15 protein-coding genes and 1 tRNA gene are annotated in these 19,540 nt (G+C 51.9%); 8 read left to right on the top strand and 8 right to left on the bottom strand.

Annotated elements, in window-relative coordinates; all coding sequences use genetic code 11:
- A complete protein-coding gene (locus JMI88_RS17450) occupies nucleotides 1-2,736 on the bottom strand; it encodes a sensor histidine kinase (protein ID WP_201363206.1) in 2,736 nt (911 codons plus the stop codon).
- A gap of 499 nt (nucleotides 2,737-3,235) precedes the next feature.
- Between JMI88_RS17450 and JMI88_RS17445 the strand changes: the two genes are divergently transcribed.
- Entirely contained in the window at nucleotides 3,236-4,507 is a 1,272-nt protein-coding gene (locus JMI88_RS17445) for a M16 family metallopeptidase (RefSeq protein WP_201363205.1), read from the top strand.
- 272 nt (nucleotides 4,508-4,779) lie between these two features.
- Nucleotides 4,780-5,640: a class I SAM-dependent methyltransferase gene (locus JMI88_RS17440; RefSeq protein ID WP_201363204.1), complete on the top strand. Its 861-nt coding sequence runs from the start codon at nucleotides 4,780-4,782 to the stop codon at nucleotides 5,638-5,640.
- A 122-nt stretch (nucleotides 5,641-5,762) separates the two neighbouring features.
- Here the strand turns inward: JMI88_RS17440 and JMI88_RS17435 are convergent, their stop codons facing one another.
- The 3 genes from JMI88_RS17435 to JMI88_RS17425 form a co-directional block, all read right to left on the bottom strand.
- Nucleotides 5,763-6,419, bottom strand: a complete 657-nt coding sequence (locus JMI88_RS17435) for a hypothetical protein (protein ID WP_201363203.1) — start codon at nucleotides 6,417-6,419, stop codon at nucleotides 5,763-5,765.
- 146 nt (nucleotides 6,420-6,565) lie between these two features.
- Entirely contained in the window at nucleotides 6,566-7,768 is a 1,203-nt protein-coding gene (locus JMI88_RS17430) for a pyridoxal phosphate-dependent aminotransferase (RefSeq protein ID WP_201363202.1), read from the bottom strand.
- Nucleotides 7,769-7,800: 32 nt separating this feature from the next.
- Nucleotides 7,801-8,967 (bottom strand): M20 family metallopeptidase, encoded by a 1,167-nt coding sequence (locus tag JMI88_RS17425; RefSeq protein ID WP_201363201.1) that lies wholly within the window; start codon nucleotides 8,965-8,967, stop codon nucleotides 7,801-7,803.
- A gap of 363 nt (nucleotides 8,968-9,330) precedes the next feature.
- On the opposite strand from JMI88_RS17425, the gene JMI88_RS17420 reads away from it, so the two are divergent.
- Entirely contained in the window at nucleotides 9,331-10,242 is a 912-nt protein-coding gene (locus JMI88_RS17420; RefSeq protein ID WP_201363200.1) for an isoaspartyl peptidase/L-asparaginase family protein, read from the top strand.
- 141 nt (nucleotides 10,243-10,383) lie between these two features.
- Here JMI88_RS17420 and JMI88_RS17415 read toward each other — a convergent pair whose 3' ends face one another.
- Both JMI88_RS17415 and JMI88_RS17410 read right to left on the bottom strand, forming a co-directional pair.
- The gene (locus tag JMI88_RS17415) at nucleotides 10,384-11,586 is read right to left on the bottom strand and encodes a protein kinase domain-containing protein (RefSeq protein ID WP_201363199.1); all 1,203 of its coding nucleotides are present in this window, start codon (nucleotides 11,584-11,586) and stop codon (nucleotides 10,384-10,386) included.
- Nucleotides 11,587-11,661: 75 nt separating this feature from the next.
- On the bottom strand, nucleotides 11,662-12,732 hold the full coding sequence (locus JMI88_RS17410; protein WP_201363198.1) for an ROK family protein: 1,071 nt from the start codon (nucleotides 12,730-12,732) through the stop codon (nucleotides 11,662-11,664).
- A 503-nt stretch (nucleotides 12,733-13,235) separates the two neighbouring features.
- On the opposite strand from JMI88_RS17410, the gene JMI88_RS17405 reads away from it, so the two are divergent.
- Nucleotides 13,236-14,336, top strand: coding sequence for an aminopeptidase (locus tag JMI88_RS17405; RefSeq protein WP_201363197.1), 1,101 nt, complete (start codon nucleotides 13,236-13,238; stop codon nucleotides 14,334-14,336).
- 178 nt (nucleotides 14,337-14,514) lie between these two features.
- Here JMI88_RS17405 and JMI88_RS17400 read toward each other — a convergent pair whose 3' ends face one another.
- Together JMI88_RS17400 and JMI88_RS17395 are read right to left on the bottom strand one after the other, a co-directional pair.
- Nucleotides 14,515-15,702 carry a pentapeptide repeat-containing protein gene (locus JMI88_RS17400; protein ID WP_201363196.1) on the bottom strand — a complete coding sequence of 396 codons (1,188 nt, stop codon included), beginning with the start codon at nucleotides 15,700-15,702 and terminating at the stop codon, nucleotides 14,515-14,517.
- A 16-nt stretch (nucleotides 15,703-15,718) separates the two neighbouring features.
- Nucleotides 15,719-16,582 carry a putative RNA methyltransferase gene (locus JMI88_RS17395; protein WP_201363195.1) on the bottom strand — a complete coding sequence of 288 codons (864 nt, stop codon included), beginning with the start codon at nucleotides 16,580-16,582 and terminating at the stop codon, nucleotides 15,719-15,721.
- Nucleotides 16,583-16,775: 193 nt separating this feature from the next.
- Here JMI88_RS17395 and JMI88_RS17390 point away from each other — a divergent pair, with 193 nt between their 5' ends.
- The 4 genes from JMI88_RS17390 (at nucleotide 16,776) to JMI88_RS17375 (ending at nucleotide 19,341) form a co-directional block, all read left to right on the top strand.
- Complete coding sequence (locus tag JMI88_RS17390; protein ID WP_201363194.1) at nucleotides 16,776-18,035, top strand: NAD(P)/FAD-dependent oxidoreductase; 1,260 nt, start codon at nucleotides 16,776-16,778, stop codon at nucleotides 18,033-18,035.
- Between the two features lie 249 nt (nucleotides 18,036-18,284).
- Nucleotides 18,285-18,361, top strand: a tRNA-Pro gene (locus tag JMI88_RS17385).
- A 121-nt stretch (nucleotides 18,362-18,482) separates the two neighbouring features.
- Nucleotides 18,483-18,668, top strand: a complete 186-nt coding sequence (locus JMI88_RS17380) for a hypothetical protein (RefSeq protein ID WP_201363193.1) — start codon at nucleotides 18,483-18,485, stop codon at nucleotides 18,666-18,668.
- 109 nt (nucleotides 18,669-18,777) lie between these two features.
- Nucleotides 18,778-19,341, top strand: coding sequence for an HNH endonuclease (locus JMI88_RS17375; RefSeq protein ID WP_201363192.1), 564 nt, complete (start codon nucleotides 18,778-18,780; stop codon nucleotides 19,339-19,341).
- Nucleotides 19,342-19,540: the final 199 nt, after the last annotated feature.

The raw sequence follows: 19,540 nt of genomic DNA, 5'->3' as shown, positions 1-19,540 counted from the left end.
CTATTCAACAGTATCAACGGGAGAACTTACCTGAGGCAAATAAAAACTAAAGGTCGAGCCTTCATTGGCGATGCTCTGTTCTAGCCAGAGCTTGCCATTCATCGCCTCTACAAAGCGGCGACAGATGTATAATCCCAGCCCGGAACCACGGACCGGCGTGGTCAATGAACGTGGGGCGCGTACGAATTTTTCAAAGATTTTCTGTTGGTCAGCGGCCAGAATGCCTTCACCCTTGTCTTTGACACGTACCAATATAACAGAAATATCTTCGTTGTCCAATAATAATGTTGGATCGGCCTGATCATCAGAGAGAAGGGGCTCAACCTCCGAAAGCAATAAGGAGGTGGCCGTAACCTGGATCATGGTGCCAGGCGGTGAGTATTTAGTGGCATTCTCCAGCAGATTGGTTAAGACCTGACGTACCCGTGGTGCATCGCCATTAATCCAGAGCTGGGGATCAATGTTCAGGGAAATCATATGCTCAGAGTTGTGCGTCAGCATATTGACGGCGACTTCGGCCGCGGCCAGGACTTGCACTGCCTCTATGTGAAGGTCCATCTTGCGATCACCAGGACCAATCTGGGCCGCTTCGGTAATGCTGGCGACCAGATCGCTCAATTGCTGGGCCGCGACCGATATTTTGGTGGCGAACCGCAGGACGGTTTGCGAGGTGGCCCGCGCACTCTGGCGCTTTAATTGACTGGAATAGCCGCTAATGGCGGTTAGAGGCGTACGCAACTCATGAGAAGCCGTCACCAGGAACTCGTCTTTCAACTTGTCCATGCGCTCCAATCGGGCATAGGCCTCCTCGCGTTGCTCAAACAACTGGGCATTACGGATCGCACTGGCGGCCTGGGCACAGATAGCCAACACCGTCCCGACATCTTTGGGCCGGAAGAAGCGATTGCCACTGGGAGTTGGGACCGCCAGAAAGCCAATGAATTCTGTTTGATACGACATGGGGACCATCAATATATGTTCGATGCCCATTTCGCCCAAGAAGATCTTACCGCCATCATTACTTGAACGGGCCAGTTCCTCCAGTTTGGGTGGATCCAGGTAGAAAAACCCCTCATCAGCCATGTGCTCAAGAAAGGTGCCCTTAAAAGGTAGCTGAATAAGACTAATCAGCTTGTCAGGTTCACCTTTTTTAGGGGGTGTAATGATCGGCATACCGCTCCCATCATCCACCATCTGCACGCTAGAAGGTGCATAGAGCGCATGGGCTATCAGTTCTTCGGAGGAGGCCGACGGCTCAAAAAAGACACATAACTCAACTTTAGTGATCGCGGCCACGGACTCAACCAGGTTGTTTAGAAGCTCGGTCACATTCAACACTGAACTAATCGATTGCAACGCACTATTAATGGCCGCCAGTTGCGCCTCGCGCTGGCGAGCATCATTCAAAATAGCGCGATCGCGTTCATATAATTTGGTATTCTCGATGCTGACCGTAACAATCTGCACCATCGTCTCCAACACCTGAATCTCTTCGTGTTGATATGCATTGGACTGCATACTCGTCAAGCAAATGGTACCGATTACGCGATTGAACATCTTCATTGGCAACAACAGGAAAGACCGGGTGTGCCGCTGATCTCCCCAGACGCCAGTGAGCAGTTCCTGATAGATATGCGCCTTCTCAGTATCATTAGCCGGTGAAAACAGCAGTTTACGCTTCTCATGTTGCGTTTCATGCCACCAGACCGGGCGTTCTGTCTTGAGGCGAACGGTCGGCTTTTCCGCCAGACCCTCCACGCGCTGACCATGGCTGATGGCAAAGATATCGTATAAGCGGTCAAGGTCACGATCGTAAAGAGTTAAAAGCATGCCTGAGACATCAACGACTCGCGACACAAAGTGATAGATATTCTCCACCAGATCCGATAGTTTCACCGAGGTAGGAAAAACCGAACTGATATTCTGCAGCAGTTGTAGATACTCACTGGTACGGCGCTGCTTGCGACGCAGCCTCTCATCCTGTAGGCGCAGGGTACAATTTTGCAGGGCAAGCGCGATCCGCTCGCTATAGTTTAAAGCTTCAGCGCGTTGCTTCTGAACATAGACCGGAGTAACGCCGATCGGCTCAACATAATAGTACAGCACCACAACACCCAGCATAGCAGCTGGCCGTGGCTCGCCACACGCTTCATCCACCAACGTCGATTCCCGAATGGGTACGACCAGGTAATAGGCTGGCGTCACATCACAATGAGGAGGGGTGGACTGGTCAGCCCGGAAGTGCTTCATATAATTATCATGGCGCATCACAAAGGCTTCATTATTATGCCAGCAACTACCAATTAAATCTTGCGACTGAGCATAGGTTGAGCCCGGCACAAAGAGCTCGCACTGCTGAGGAGACACATCTACAATATCATCCGTGGCCGCCGACTGAGAACGAGGATGATGGGAGGCAGGCGAGATAGCCGTTACCTCCCAGGTCTCCTCGTCATCCATATTCAGCTTGACCGTAGCACGTCTTCTGGCCGTCTCAGTCGGATAAGGAGCCTGTTCACTACCTACCGAAGAGGAATTCGCGGCCGCTGCTCGCGCACGTTTCAAGCGAGTGTGCACCCGCACGCGCATCTGACCGATTGCTTCATCATACAATGCCATACAGGCACCATCGGCACCAAAGCGCATCATCATCTGTTTTAAAAGCAATTTCAGCAACGGTAAAGGATAGTTTTCTTCGGCTAATAAATCCGTTCCTCCCCAAGTAGAGGCAGACATCCACAACTCCTCTTCTAACCAAAGCGCTCAAAAGTGCGCTGAAAAGTCGTCTAGCTGGCATGAGCACATGCTACACTAAATTTCTAAAGCGTAGCATATCACACACATTAGCCATATTCAACATGACAGGCAGAACGGCTGTATAAATACAAAGTTGATGCATAATATCAGCGCGTATCAATGCATGTCATTAGCATAAATTTAGCAGTTATTAGCTATTATCCCTGGCGAAACGCATAGATTAGCGATTGTCCCGAAGGCAATATTGATCACGTTAGTACTATATCACTTGTTGACATATTAAACAACGTGATGCTACAGTTTGATATAGTTGGGTGAATCGGGTCATTTGACAAGCTATCCATGGTGGGGCTATGATGCTATTTACTATGACGCTACTTACAAGGAAAGCAAAATCTACGCCTGTAAAGACAAATAACGTGCCTGCTATCATGCGGTAGGCCGACAGACACCACCTTGCACACTGGAGGAGCAAGTTATGTCAGAAACCATAGCCAATGGAACTGTGTTTCACACCCACACGCTCAGTAACGGCCTACAGATCGTTGGTCAGCCGATGCCAGACTTTGAATCGGTGGCGGTATCCTACTATGTATGTACAGGCTCACGCGATGAATACGATCCAGATATTGCAGGCGTTTCTCACTTCTTAGAACATATGGTCTTCAAGGGTACAAAGAGCCTTGATTGGCAGGAGATTACGCTGGCCTTTAATAAAATTGGGGCCGAACTCAATGCCTTCACTTCCCATGAGTCAACTGTCTACTATGCTCGTGTGCTTGGTGAATATCTAGACCGTGCCTTTGAACTATTAAGCGATATGATGTACCCGCGTCTCGACGAGACCGACTTCACGATGGAGAAAGAGGTCATCATCAATGAGATCGCACGCTCAGAGGATCAGCCCTATAACCTCACCTACCGTCGTATGATGCAAGACTATTTCGCCGATCATCCTCTGGGACACGATGTGCTGGGTACGCGCGAAAGCATTCGTAATATACGCGTTGAACAGATGCGCGACTATTGGACGCGCCGCTATGCCGCTAATAACCTGATTCTGGCAGTGGCCGGCAATTTTGACTGGGACCATATCGTTGAACTGGCCGAACAACATTGCAGCAACTGGCGCACCGGCGATAGCGGCCGTGATGCATCTCATTATGAACCCGCCACCTCCAAACGCCACGTTATGGTTGATAAAAACCTGAAGCAGCAAATCATGATCATCGCCATGCCAGCCATAGATATCAAACATCCCGACTATTATGCAGCGGTCCTCGGCGGCAGCATCCTGGGCGATAGTGACGGTTCACGCCTCTACTGGAACATCTATCAACGCGGCCTGGCCGAATCCGCCAGCGCGGGCATCTGGGCCATGGAAGGCACAGGCATTATGCTAATGGAGGCAAACTCCACCCCGCAAGACGCGCCACGTGTTATCAAAATGCTTAACCAGGAGCTAGATAGTCTGCTCAACGACGGCGTCTTTGAAGATGAATTGCGCCGGGCCAAAGATAAATGGATCAGCGGCATCGTACTGAGTAGCGAATCCACTTTCTCCCGCATGCGCTCACTGGCCGGCGACTGGGTTACCGAAGGGCGCCTGGTCAGCGTAGAAGAAGAAATCGAGCGCATTGAGAAGATCACGCCCGAAGATGTGATGCGCGCCCTCAAGCACTTCCCGATGCGCGAGAAACAAATTATCACCACCCTTGGTCCCCTAAGCGAAGCAGAATTATTCGCATAAGCGAATAATTCTAATCCAGACATGCAAAATAGCTCGGGCGCTGGCGCGCCCGAGCCCTTTTTATTGGTTGGTGCAGCCATTCGCGCATTGCGCGAATGGCTGCACCAACCAATAAAAAGACCTTTTGAGCGCTGGAGGCGCGTAGCGTCAGAGGTTGAAGACACAAAACTTTATTATATTGCAAGCATTGACCCGCTATCGAGGCTATGTTACAGTGGTTCCGACACATGTATTGGAGATATCCGACCGCAGTTGTAAGTGGAGTGAGTTTCATGCCTTATCCCTTTGATCCTATTGTGCTCTCCTATGTACAGGCGGAGCAGCTACAACAAGCACATAAGCAAGGTGAAAGCTCGCTAGAGCTTTCGCCCGACCTGGCCATCAGCACTATCACAGTTCAACTTTCAGAGAGTGGTGTTACGTTTCCAGAGGGCGAACAGCTCAACTGGCAGCAGGTGCAAAAGATTAAGCGAGCCGATGTCAATTGCTTTGTGCTGGACGCGGAGGGCAAGATACATCCAATCCGGTTCTTCTCAGAGGATACCAACCGCATGTGTAGCCTCATGCCCACCAGACGTACGCCCACCATGTTGATAGCTGGCTTCACCATGCATCGCATTGTCGATATTGACCCGATGGAGGATACCCTCAAAAAGGTGGCCGCCATTGTTCCCCTGACAGGTCGTGTGCTGGATACCGCAACGGGCCTGGGCTATACAGCAATTGAAGCGGCCAGGAGCGCCGACGAGGTCGTTACCATCGAGATAGATCCAGGGGCCCAGTTCATCGCGCGCCAGAATCCCTGGTCGCGCGACCTGTTTGCCAATCCCAGAATTACCCAGCTAATGGGCAGCTCCTATGACCTCGTGCCCACATTTGAAGAGAACAGCTTCGACCGCATCATCCATGATCCCCCCGTCTTCAGTCTGGCCGGAGATCTCTACTCAGGAGTCTTCTATCAACAACTCTACCGTATCCTCAAGCGGGGAGGGCGCCTCTTTCACTATATCGGGGACCTCAATAGCAAATCAGCAGGCACCGTCACCCGTGGCGCCTTAAAGCGTCTACAGGAAGCCGGCTTCAAACGCGTTGTACGCCATCCCGAAGCCTTCGGCGTCGTCGCCTACAAATAGGTTCGGACCTTGCGTCCGATTATCTCCACCGCCCACGTAACGCCTCCCATGCGCCCCATATATTCGGACCTTGCGTCCGATTTTCTCCACCGCCCATGTAAATCCCTTGTTGATTCCGCGCGTTACAGGACGGGTTGTGGGCCGCGGGCGGCATACAGGGCGTGATTCTCGATGATGGTTTGCACGATCTGCTCGACGGGACCATAGCGCGAATCGATCGGCCAGCGATCGCTACTGCCATTGTGGTGCTGCACATCTAACCAGACGTGGGCGTGGCTGGAGTCGTCGTTTGAGCGCATATGCAGGGCCAGCTTCTGCACCTCGGCAAAATCTAATACCTTAAATTGCCGTCTGCTGCTAGAGGCGTAATTCATGCATTGCACCACACCTCCAGGCGTCAGGATCAGTACAGATTTGCGCACTCGATTACCTCTAAGGAACGAGATGATACCAATCAATAAGGCCACTAAAATGGGTAGTAGCCAGAAAAAAGCGCTCAAATGGAGAAGCGAGGGCACAAAATTCTGCCAGTTCGTAGCATGCAGCGCCGGTTGAATACCCGCTGGAATATGGGCAGGAGTAGCAACCAGCCAGTTTAAAACGCTGAAAGGCCCCAGAAAGAACAGCAAGGCGAGTTGCAGCAGGCCCACAAAAATAAAGGCTAGCAGGGCCGAAAAAATGGCCAGACCAAGCGGTTTACCCTGGCCATCGAACAAGCGCCAGTTTTCGGGCAGCGGCCCCTGTAGCGCCTGATCCAGGATAGCTTCTGATTGTAGCATAAAGAGCATCCTTTCATCTCCATGTAGGTGCGTCCCTGCGGACGCTTCGTCTCCACAAGTAACCTTCAATTACTTATACTCATCAAAGGGACGTACTGGATGCATAGATACCCTTTATGCTACCGAAACTATGGCTGGGTCCAGGCTCAGCGATCGGCGAGCTGGCAGATAGCCTTGACGCCAAGGGCCAACTCTTCTTCGGAGGCGGCCAGCGAGATACGCACATATTCATCGGAGATAGTGCCAAAGCCCTGGCCGGGTGTGACGGTTACATTACTGGCACTGATCAAGTCGAGCGCAAACTGGCGACCACCCCGGGACTCACCATGGCGTCCACTGACATTGATCAAAGTATAGAATGCTCCATGCGGCGTATAGCTATAGCGACCAAACTCTTTCAGTTGCCTGACCACCAGATCGCGGCGACGGCGATAGCTCTCGCGCATCTCTACTACGCAATCTTGAGGACCGGTGAGCGCGGCGGCGGCGGCCCGCTGAATGGGAGTGCTGATATTGGTTAGATTCGCATTGAGCACATCCACAATCGTTTTGGTTAGCCGGGTGCCGGCCACCACATAGCCGATGCGCCAGCCGGTCATGGCATAGGTCTTCGAGAACGTGTAGATGCCAATGAAGCGTCCATCCTCAAACTCCTTACGAGAAAGCAGGCTGGCCGGGCTCACATGTTCGCCCTCGAAAATAATCTGATCGTAGCATTCATCCGAGAGCAAATATAGATCGTGGCGGCGTGCAAAGGCGAGCAATTCCGCCATCACCTGGCGCGGAAAAACGGCTCCGGTCGGATTGCCGGGTGAATTAATCATCAGCATGCGCGTGCGTGGCGTCACCTGCTGCTCCAACTGCTCAATAACTGGCAACCACTCGTTGGCCGGATCCAGTGGATAGGTCACCGGGATAGCGCCGGCAATCTGTAATTGGGGCAAATAGATTGGCCAACAAGGATTGGGGATCAGCACCTCATCCCCGGGATTTATGGTCGCCAGCAGGGAGGATAAAATGCCGCCGGTGCCACCCATAGAAATCGCTATATTGGCGGGCTGCACCGTATAGCCATTCACACGCGCGATTTTCTCGGCCAGCAATTCACGCAGCCAGGGCCAGCCGCTGGCTGGCCCATAGGTCTGTACCTCGCTGGCAATACTTTCAATCGCGGCCTGGCGAATATGCTCAGGTGTACGAAAGTTCGGCTCGCCAATCTGTAGCCGAATAGGCGGAGGCAATACCTCGCCACGAGCCTCGGCTTCGCGCTGCAACTGATCAGCATAGGCACCAAGCGAAACAATATCAGGAACAGGAAGTTCATGAAGTTCAGGTTTACCAAATTTCATATGCGCTCACTCACTCACTATCCACGTTGAGACTACTGGCACAAACGTTGTAACAGACCGCTGACCAGAGCAATGCGTACAGGCAACTGGTCCAGCTCAATATATTCGTCGGGATTATGGGCCAGGCCACCGGTCGCCCCCAGACCATCGATGGTTGGCACACCCAGGCCAGCCGTCGTATTGGCATCCGAAGCCCCGCCGCTGGGAACATCCTCGATCTCCAGCCCCATGTCCGCACTCGCGGCTTGCACCAACTGCACCAGTTTCAGACTAGCTTCGGTACGCTCAAAAGGCATATTGCTAACGCCGCCCGACAACACAACGCGAGTGCCATCCAGGACAGGGCGGGAGATCACATTACGCATAGCCTCTTCAATGGCTTTCAAGCCAGCCCGGTCACTGACACGTACATCGATATCGCAGCAGGCATAATCAGGCACAATATTGGTGCGCTCGCCACCCCGGACAACGCCGACATTCAAACTGACACCAGGAATCGTGCCATTAATAGCCTGCAGAGCTATTACCTGGTGCGAAAGCTCCAGAATAGCGTTGCGACCTTTATCCGGTTCCACACCAGCATGGGAGGAAATACCATGCGCTTCCACGCGATAGTTGGCGATACCTCGACGCGAGGAAACCACACGATTGACTACCCGCCCCGGCTCCAATACCAGTACCGCATCAGACTCGCGGGCCAGTTTCCCAATCAAAGCACGGCTAGAGTGCGAACCCACCTCCTCATCGCTATTGCAGACAAAGGTGACAGACTGATAATTGGCCAGCTGCGCCTCAATCAATAGCTGTACAGCATAAATACCGATCAGCACGCCCGACTTCATATCCAGCACGCCCGGTCCCTTGGCGATCGCCACACCATTCAATTGGGTGCGCGAAAATGGACGTCGCCGCGCCTCACCATCGGGGAACACAGTATCCATATGCCCAATTAACAGTAACCGAGGACCCTGTGGATTGTTGCCAGTATGGACCGCCACCAGGTGATTCCCATACTGCTGCTGCTCATCGAAGTAGGTCTGGAAACCAAGCCGTTGGAAACGCTGCTGTAACCAGAGTCCCAGCCGATCTACACCCGCTTTTACATACGTTCCCGAATCAATATCGACCATCGCCTGTAAATCGGCCAGAAACGGCTCCATAATCGATTCAGCCCGCTCCACAAAAAAGTTCTTCGGCATGCCGTACTCCCCCTTTATCATGTAATGCAATAATGCGGTCAGCGCTACCAGGTTTGAGGATCATATACATTTTGTCGCAGCACTCAAGATTTAAAGTATATCAATCGTAGGGTAGCAGCCACAAGTAAAGCTTGTCAACATCCATTGACTGGCTGATGAACGGAAACATAACATCGTCTCTTGAACATGTTCACGCGTGAGCGAAAAATCGGGGACAAGCCCCGAACCTATTTATTATCATGTTTAGCGATACCATCTCCTCGCATATCCCTGCTTTTCTGAAGATGATACAATTGTCTCAGCATGTAAATATGTCGGGCTTAAACATACAAATATGTTAAATTTGATGAGGGGTTGTTATTTATGTCAATTGCACTTATTGTTCATGGAGGCGCCGGAGATATCAAGGCGGATCGGTTCGAGGGCGCAAAAGCAGGTTGTAAAGAAGCAGCGCTGATCGGCTGGCGTGTGCTGCAAGATGGTGGCAGTGCGCTGGACGCGGTCGAGGCCGCCGTCAGAGCATTGGAAGATAATCCAAATTTTAATGCGGGTCGGGGCTCGTGCTTGAATAAAGAGGGCAAGATCGAGATGGACGCCGGCATCATGGATGGGCACACTCTAAATGTAGGGTCCATCGCAGGCGTGGAGCTGATTCAAAATCCTATTACGCTAGCACGCCGCGTAATGGAAAGCGAACACACCTTTCTGATCGGTGCTGGAGCCCAGTTTTTTGCTCGAGAGCAAGGAATCAGCCTATGCCGCAATGAAGATTTGCTCACGGAGCGCCAGTATGAGGCCTGGAAACATCATACGCATAGCTCTTTGACTTATGAAGCGAAAACCGATACTAAACAGAAAAAAGTCCAGAAGCACGGGACAGTCGGGGCCGTAGCCATCGATAGTACAGGGAAACTGGCGGCTGCGACATCGACCGGGGGCATGGCGAACAAATATCCTGGCCGCGTCGGGGACTCGCCCCTCGTAGGCTGTGGTTTCTATGCTGACGAGTATGCTGCCATTTCGTGTACCGGCTATGGGGAAGATTTTACGCGCCTGATGATCGCTCAGCGGGCCGCTGCCTATGTGGCGCAGGGCTATGATGCCCGGCAGGCTGGCGAGGCCGCGATCGATTTTCTAAGCCGGCACGCTGAAGGAGATGGTGGCCTGATTATCGTCGATCGTCATGGAAATGTCAGCAAGGCCAGAAATAGTAAGCATATTGCCCATGCCTATATTAACGAGCATATGGCGGAACCTGTAGCCGACATTCTGTAAATGCATAGTAACTATTGATAGTCCTAAAGGAGAGCATGCATCGCGCTATTCCGCGACGCCAGACATCAAGCAATAACAAACCAGGAAGAGCAGGTTCAGTGAGTTGAATTCCAGTTTGCTCTCCCTGGTACAAACAAAAACTTAATGAATGAGGACCGTTGAGAGATAATAGCCAACGCCAAAGAAGAGAGCAAATAGCAGCAAACCAAATAAAATGAGCAGAGGCATATTGACATGTTTCGGCGGGGCATTCGTTTCATAGGCAGCCTGGCGAGCCACAGCCAGTTTGGAGCTCATCGACGTATCGAATGCAGTCGGCAACTCATTTTGATCCACCATCACCGTATGCCCGGCATCGGAATGCGGAGCATAATCGGCATCAGAGTGAGAAGCTTCGCGGGCACCCCCTAGCGGCTGACTCAGCAAACGACCGGAGCGCGCCGGCGCAAATTGTGACTGCGGCACCCGTACCGCTGCATCATCCGCCACCTGATAAGCAGGGGCCAACTGACCGGAAGAAACAGGTGGAGCAGGTGGCTCTAAAGCCTCGGCCAGCACTTTAAGTTCAGCATGCAAAGCTTCTGGAGTAGCAATATATTGAGGATGCTGGCGCACAATTGTACGCGCAACAAGCTCACAGACTTCAGGAGGAACGTTGCGCACAAAGCGCAGGCGACCATCGGCTGGCGGCTCCACGGTGCGTGCATCGGGGTTACGGCCCGCCAACAACTGATAGAGTAACAATCCCACGGCACGTGTATCATCAGCCCGGCGCCCATCGCTGGCCTGCCCCGCCGCCAACTCAGGATCGGCAAAAACGGGTCCACCGCCCCCAATGTTATTCCATGCCGAAAAATAAAGCATATCGCCCGGCAAAGCAAAATTATTCACCCGCACCGACCCACGACGATCACGAATAATCGCAGATGGTGTGAGATCCCCATGGCAAACCTTACGCACAGGGGTGCCCGCATACATCAAAGCCTGGCATACCTGCACACCTAGATCAACCACATGGTACGGAGAGAGTTGTGATTGCAGCAACGTGCCAAAATCATCGCCATCCACATATTCCTGCACAATATACAACGCATCAGGTTCAACGATCAGGTCGTAGATGTCAATAATATTAGGATGTGCAAATTGCGCGGTAGCACGAATCGCAGCACGATAAGCTGGAATGTGCTCGACCGCCGCAGATTTTATCGCGACAACTCGTTGCAATACCTGGTCGAACCCCTGGTAGACAGTACAGGTTTGCCCCTGTTGTACCAAACGCTGTAGCAGGTAGCGTCTTTGAATGACCCGGCCTGTTTCCACTGTAAGCCTCTCAAGATTACGCACTTATACTTCCTTGCATCCAGATAAGTGAGTGTTCAAGCTCCAACCACAACGTGGCAAATCTGAATGTCATAAGCATTATAGGTCTTGTAACGCTAATGTAACTGCGCCCACAAGAGGAGCCTCCGATCCGAGACTACTCTGGGCGATACGTAAAGACTGACTTGCCTCAGGAAGACACAGTTCCTGAATACGTTCCCATAGCGGCACGATCAACAACTCGCTCGCGCTGGCCCCTGGCCCACCTAGAATTATCATACTAGGATTCACCAGTTGCACAATATTAGCTAAAGCCAGGCCCAGATAGGTACGTACATCATGCACTACACGCTGAGCGATTTGATCGCCTTCAGATGCTAACTTAAAAATCTGTTCAACAGTAATGCGTTCCGCGCGCCCATCGGTCACCCGTCGAATCGCGGCCTCAGTCTCAGGATATTCTACAGAAAGACCAATCATTGTGCGCACAATCGCATAGGCGGAGGCGATAGCCTCCAGGTGTCCCTTGCCACCACAGGAACAAAGAGGTCCATCTTCCTTCACAATGAAATGACCAACCTCGCCAGCTGTACCCGTGGCGCCATGATAGACCCGGCCATTCACCACCAACCCGCCGCCAATGCCACGTCCGAGTCCAAGATAAAAAACCGCACGCTCCCCATGTCCAATACCATGCACCACTTCAGCCAGGGCAGCCGCATTCGCATTATTATCAATAATACACGGCACACCTAACTTTTCGGAAAAGTAGTCCTGTAATGGGAAATCATTCCAACCGTGAGCATGGTGGAGGCGCCTCACAATGCCATACTTGGCATCGACCAATCCCCCAACCGCCACGCCAACACGTAAAATACGCCCATCGCGCAAATGATCCGGGCGAGCAACCTCAGCAATCATCTCATCAAGCAATTGCAAAACAGACCGGGTATCGGGAACATACTCCTGGGGACGGCGAACACGATGCAAAATAGTACCATTAAGGTCTGCCAGAGCCACAGATTGGCGCGCACCACTACCACTCAATTCAATGCCGACCACATATCCCTGTGTAGCCAGCAACTTACCACTGTTCCGCTGCGCCACAGGTTGACCTGAAATAGCTTCAGTCCCAGCAGCGGTCCTATCTGAAGTGGGTTGTGTAGTCACGGTTCGCTCTCCCTTCAATTCCTCACCAGAAACGCATGGTTGGAATCTAAGCTTGCTGCCACCCAGACAAAGAAATAAAATTGCCATGTAGTGTATGCCATTTTGCCAAGCGACAAAGTGGTTGCACATAAGCTCGGTCTGGATGCTCGGAATTTAGATGATCCTATTATAAGGATTGAGCATTACTGGGACAACGGGTTTAGTATATCATACAGAATTAGTAACGCAAAGTTCGCTAGGATGCCTGTCCCAGTTTTTACCAATACCAGGCCATTATTGTACAGCTAAGTATTTACATTTTCTCACCTATAGCATATAGTTTGCGGTAGATATAAAAAACAATAGCTATATTATCCAGGTTCGTTTGTATCTACAAATGCTGTTCATTCCTGCTTTTGTGCCGTAGCAGACCACGTTTCAGACTGTTGTAAAATACATCATTGTATTTCACCAATATTGATACCATTCATATACATGTCACATGGGGACAGAAAGGATAAAGCATGGCAGATCCACGCTTACAAAAACTGGCAAAAGTACTGGTTAACTACTCACTCGCCCTCCAACCAGGTGAGACATTCTTCCTTAAAGGACCTGCGATTGCTGCTCCATTAATCAAAGAAATCTATCGTGAAGCCATCCGTGCCGGTGCCCACGTTACGCCTTCCATCACACTGGATGGAATGGAAGAGATTTTCTTTACAGAAAGCAACGGAGAGCAACTCCGATACATTTCGCCGGTAGTAGATTTTCATATCAACCACTTTGATGCGCAATTCACCATCATCGCCGACGAAAACACCAAGGCTCTGAGTAACGTCAATCCACAGAAAATGGCAACACACAGCGCGGCCCAGGCCGGGATTTCCAGGCGCTTCATGGAGCGGTCCGCCACCAATGATCTACGCTGGTCTCTCACCCTCTATCCAACGCAGGCTCATGCCATGGATGCCGGCATGTCGCTAAGCGAATATGAAGAATTCGTCTTTAACGCTGGTCTGCTCGATCAAGATGATCCGGTGGCTGCCTGGAAAAAAGTGCAGGTGGAACAGCAGCATATCGCCGACTACCTGGAGCAGCACGACGAAATCCATATCGTCGCTCCCGGCACTGATCTAACCTATCGTGTAGCTGGCCGCAAGTGGATCAACTGCGCCGGAGACAAAAATTTCCCGGACGGCGAAGTGTTCACTGGCCCCATCGAGAACTCGGTCAATGGGCATATCAGCTTCACCTATCCAGCGGTCTATAACGGCAACGAAGTAGAGAATGTGCGCCTGGTCTTCAAAGATGGCAAAGTTGTTGAGAGCAGCGCGGGCCGTGGAGAAGAGTTCCTCAACGCCATGCTTAACATGGATGCCGGCTCCCGCTACCTGGGAGAAGTAGCTTTCGGCCTCAACTACAACGTGCAACGCTTCACCAAAGAGATCCTCTTTGATGAGAAAATCGGTGGCACCATGCACATGGCGCTGGGCGCCGGCTATCCCGAAACCGGTTCGACCAATGAGTCTGGCCTGCACTGGGACATGGTCTGCGACCTGCACGAAGGTAAGGTGTACGCCGATGGCGAACTCTGTTATGAAAATGGCAAGTTTATTATCTAGTGCTATCAACGCGTTCCATTGCCCTATCCATGGAGATAGGATAGCTCGCCAGCTTGGGGAACGCAGGCGTCCCCAAGCTCTTTTATGGCTGGTGCGGCAGGTGCGCATTCGCGCACCTGCCGCACCAGCCATAAAAGGCTTTTTGAGCCTTTGATAAAAATTGGTTTGTATCCCTGAGTTAAAAGGCATCCAGTACGGTTTTTGCGAGGATGGCTTCGGGCCAGTGGGCTGCAAATTCTGGCAACCAGCTGTGGATACGCGCCAGATCATCTTCGTCGACCTCGAGGGCTCCACAGTGGGTATGGTCAAACCTGGCGCCTTCTAGATGAGCTCCGTAGAGGTTGGCGCCAGCCATCCAGGCGTGACTGAGATTAGTTGTTTCCAGGTGGGCACCACGCAGGTCCGCGCCAACCAGGCGTACCAGGCCTAGATTAGCCCCCTCAAGATGAGCGCCACGCAGGTCCGCACCCTCTAGTAGAGCTGGATAGCGACCGGCGAGGGAAACCAGTTCCAGATGGGCACGAATCAAGTTTGCGCCTTCCAGATGGACTCCTCCCATATCGCTGCCAGTCAGGACCGCTCCAGAGAGGTCGGCACACTGTAAATAGGCTCCCCCAAAATTGGTTTCGAAGGCATGAAGTGAGCTCAGGTCGGCGTGCTCAAAGTGGACATAGCTGAAGTCGGCATGTGAAACGGTGGCGTGGCTGAGATCAGCGCCACGTAGATGAGCGCCAACCAGATAAGCTCCTGTCAGATCAGCACCACTCAAGCAGGCAGCATTGATATGGGCACCGATCAGGTTCGCCCCAGTCAGAAAGGCTCGCTTCAGGGATGTCCCCTCCAGGTTCGCCCCACCCAGCTCGGCCAGCTCCAATGAGACCTCACAGAGACTGGCACCATTCAAGTATGCGCCGTTGAGGGCCGCGCCCTGCAACTGTGAGCCATCCAGCCGCACACCCTCTAGATGAGCGCGGGCCAGCTCTCGCTCTTCGTCATTGGCTGGCAACCAATCAGCCCAGGAAAGGCCAGCCAGCAGACGAGAAAGCGGCAGGTGCCGTAAGTCTACATCGCGCAGGTTCGCACCGCGTAGATCCAGACCGCGACGAACACGTTGCTCCGGCGCGCGCCAATCTACAGGTCCATGGTTCCCCTCATGGCAGGCCAGCAACCATTCCACATCGGCCCGCGTCAACGCCAGGTCGCGAAAAGGATAGAGTCCTCGGGCGATATCGGGCATCGTGCTAAGGCGTGCCCGTAAAAATTGCTGGCGCTCCTTCGCAATCAAAGGTTCTCGGCGCCAGGATTGTCCTTGCTCGTGCCAGTGGCGCGACCAATCAAACTCAAAGGATGATTCGGGTATCGTCATAACGTTAAAAACACTTCTAATTAGTTACTGAAAGTTTTCGTTGAAAGACCAAGCAGACAAAATCTACCGTGGTAGCGAGGGCAGCCAGCTCAGCCAGCCGGGTCCTACTCTCAGCAGACTGATGCCAATAGTTAGGGGTCATCACCACTATCTGCGCAATCTCGGCCTGCTGCAAGTCCAGTTTATATGTTAGCGAACGCGTAGCCACCAGATCAAAAGAGCCAGAGAACTGCTCAATAACATGCTGCTGCTTATTTTCCTCAATATTCAATAAATGTAAAGAGTGGCGTAGCTCTTCCAGGTGCCGGGGCCCGGGAATCACGATCAACAGGGGCGCGCCTGGCTGCAGCACACGGGCGTATTCAGCAACGTTGCGCGGGGCAAAAGTATTGACCATGCCAGCCAGAACCTGATCAGCCAGCGGCAGCGCCTCTTTCAGATTGGCCACCAGGAAAAAAGCATCTGGATAGCGTCTGGCCGCCATACGAATCGCATCTTTAGAAATATCGATACCCAGTCCCTGCAGCTGGCCGTACTCGCTTGCCAAAGATTCCTGCAGGCGAGCCAGGTAGTAACCTTCGCCACAGCCCGCATCCAGAATACGCACAGGACCCTTTGTGCCTGCCGGCAGATGCTTCTGCAACAATCCGTTCAACAGGTCTGAGACGGGCACATAATAGCCCTGGTCAAAGAAGGCTCGCCGCGCCACCACCATTTCTTTTGTATCGCCCGGCAACTTTTTGCGCAGCAGATTCACATAACCCTCTTTCGCCACATCAAACGAATGAGCATGTTCGCAGCGTAGCGCTCCTTGCTGAAAGGCCAGAGGCAATGTACAGACAGGACAGGCCAGTACCTCCGCAACATTAGTCAAAACCATCGTATCTTCCACTCACCTTTTCTGTTCACTCTCTTTCCCCACATCATATGACGGGCGAGACAGATTGCTCAAATAGTCATATTTATATTCGCCCAATCAAAAGCGTATGATAGAATGATAACAGAGTATCATTGTACTCACTATATGAGTTTTTGTGAATTCAAAAGAAGAAGCGTAACGAGGTTTAATAAGCATGGAATACGCGGTGCTCGGCGGTGGTGCGTTAGGATTAATGGCTGCATACCGGCTCACACAAGCCGGTCATTCAGTGATGGTCTTTGAACGTGAAGAAATGGCCGGTGGACTGGCTTCGGGCTTCCAGATTGGAGACGTCTGGCTAGAGAAATTTTATCACCACATTTTCCGGTCCGATAAGATGGCGATTCAAGTCATTGAAGAACTAGGATTGGGAGATCGCCTTGAGTGGCAACACCCACGCACCGTGAGCATGGTTGGTGGTGAAAATCATCAGCTGGATGATCCTATTTCGCTGCTCAAGTTTAAACCCCTGACGATGTATGAACGCTTACGCGTGGGCGCGACGCTAGCCTTTCTGAAGCTCGCCAATCCGGCCTGGCTGGAGGGCAAAACCGCCGATCCCTGGTTACGTCGCTGGATGGGAGAGCGCCCATATCAGATGATTTTTGAGACGCTCTTTGTTGGTAAGTTTGGCCAGCTCTATGATCAGATTGCACTGCCCTGGTTCTGGGCGCGCATTCATGATCGCACGCCCAAGCTAGGCTATATACGTGGCGGATTCCAGCTGGTCTATGAAAGTCTGGTAGAGTATATTACGCAACATGGTGGCAAAGTGTTGCTCAACACCACCGTTGAAGAAGTAGCTCAGAACGGCTCAGGCTGGACCGTCAAGACCAACCAGGGAAGCTGGAATTTTGATCGCGTCATCTCTACCCTGCCAACGCGGCTCAGCTGTAAGCTTATTCCGGCCCTACCAGCGGATTATCGCCAGAAATACGACTGGGGCCAGGCCTACGGCGCCCAGTGTTTGATCCTGGCCCTGGACCGTAAGTTGACCGATAGTTATTGGATCAATTTGTGTGATAAAGGCTATCCATTTACAGGTATCTTTGAGCACACCAACTTCCGCGATCCCGCAGAATATGGCGGCCGGCACCTGGTCTACCTGGGCAACTACCGGCCCATGGATGATCCAATCTTCAAAAAAGACAAAGAAGAGCTGATCGAAGAGTTCACGCCCGCCATCCAAAAGCTGGCCCCCAACTTTCAAACGGATTGGATACGGGAAAGCTGGCTCTTCTCAGCGCCGTATGCACAGCCGATCGTGACAACTGAATACCGCCAGCATATTCCTACGCTGCAACCTCCACTTCCCAATCTATGGATCGCTAATATGTTCCAGATCTATCCACATGACCGTGGTCAGAATTATTCCTTGGAACTGGCGGATAAACTCGTAAAACAAATACTCTAGCAAACACAGCTTTTTCCGCTCTTCTGAATATCATCTGTATATCATAGGAACGGGAAAAGGAAAAAACGATTTTTTTTGAAAAACCCCGTAAAAAGCAGCCTGATAGCTTGTAAAAAGTTTGCGGGATGTGCTATACTATTTGTGAGCAGATCAGGAGCGCGTCTCACGCGTGATTATCTGCGTCGTTGTCAGTCAAGCGTAGACTCAGCTCGTGGATAAAGTTCAGCGGGTTTATAGCATGAATGTCACCGGGGTGTAGCGCAGTCGGCTAGCGCGCAGCGTTCGGGACGCTGAGGTCGGAGGTTCAAGTCCTCTCACCCCGACCAGGATGACACATACTTCCCCATATTGGGAGTCAGGAGCATCACAATCCAATAAGGATCGTTAGTGCGTATAGACAGAAGTATGTGTCATAATTTTTTTCTCAGGCACAAAGGAGATCATCAAATGCAGGGCTATCAGATCTACAGCACGGCCGGCATCAACGGCTGCCATCTGATAAGTCTGCACGCCATCGCAAGTACTGAAAGTGCTCAAACGCTGGTGAGCAGAAGTGGACCTGCTGTGCCTGTTTCTCCTGGACATGCAATGCACTCCCAACCTTATCCACCAAGTCGTAACAGGCGGCGCTAGGGACTGCAGGATCGGCTTTCAACGCGAATCCATCCTTGTTCAGTTTTTCTCCCTCCGCTGTCTGTATATGTCATTCATCGGCTCTGACAGAGAGGAAGGAAAGCCATTCATGCCTGTTCTTGTGTTGAATTCCTCATTACAACCTCTCTCGGTTATTCCGGAGCGCCGTCTCATCGTATTACTGTCAAAACATAAAGTGACATTCGTAGATGAGAATGTTCGTGAATTGATCGAAGAGAGCATTCAACTGCGTCGCCTCGAGCTAGAGCGCCCTGTTATTGTACAGTTACTGGCAAATGTGCGTGTGCCGCGGGTAGTCCTGCAGCCCACACGTACCAATATCCTGTTGCGCGATGATGAAACCTGCCAGTACTGTGGCAAACGAAGTCGCGACCTGACGCTCGACCATATTATTCCACGCTCCCGTGGTGGGCAGAGCACGTGGGAGAACCTGGTTGCTTGCTGCAAACATTGCAACGGCAAAAAAGGGAATCGTCTCTTAAAGGAGGCCAATATGCATCTTCTGCGGCAGCCGCGTGCGTTGACGCAAGAGTATGCTGGCTTCTTCTTGCTGCGCTATCCAAAGTTGCGCGAAGCGTACGAGCAATTCTTGCTTAGTGCAATGGGCGTCCCAATGCAAAAAGTACATAGTAGTCATGGTTTAAGTGCGTAGCACTTAAGCGTCACTGTTATTATTCTTCTTAATTCATTCGTCGAGGGGAAAAATCGGAGGCAAGCTCCGAACCGATGGGTGTCATCATCTGTTGTGTGTTTCGATGGTCCACGCGATGGAACCTTCAAGAACCATGATTCCAATAGGTTCGGGCCTTGCGCCCGATTTCTTCCCTCGGCAAACGATCTCCTTCCCTATG

It is taken from the genome of Dictyobacter formicarum (genome assembly GCF_016587435.1).
This window is presented reverse-complemented; position numbering and strand designations above follow the sequence as displayed.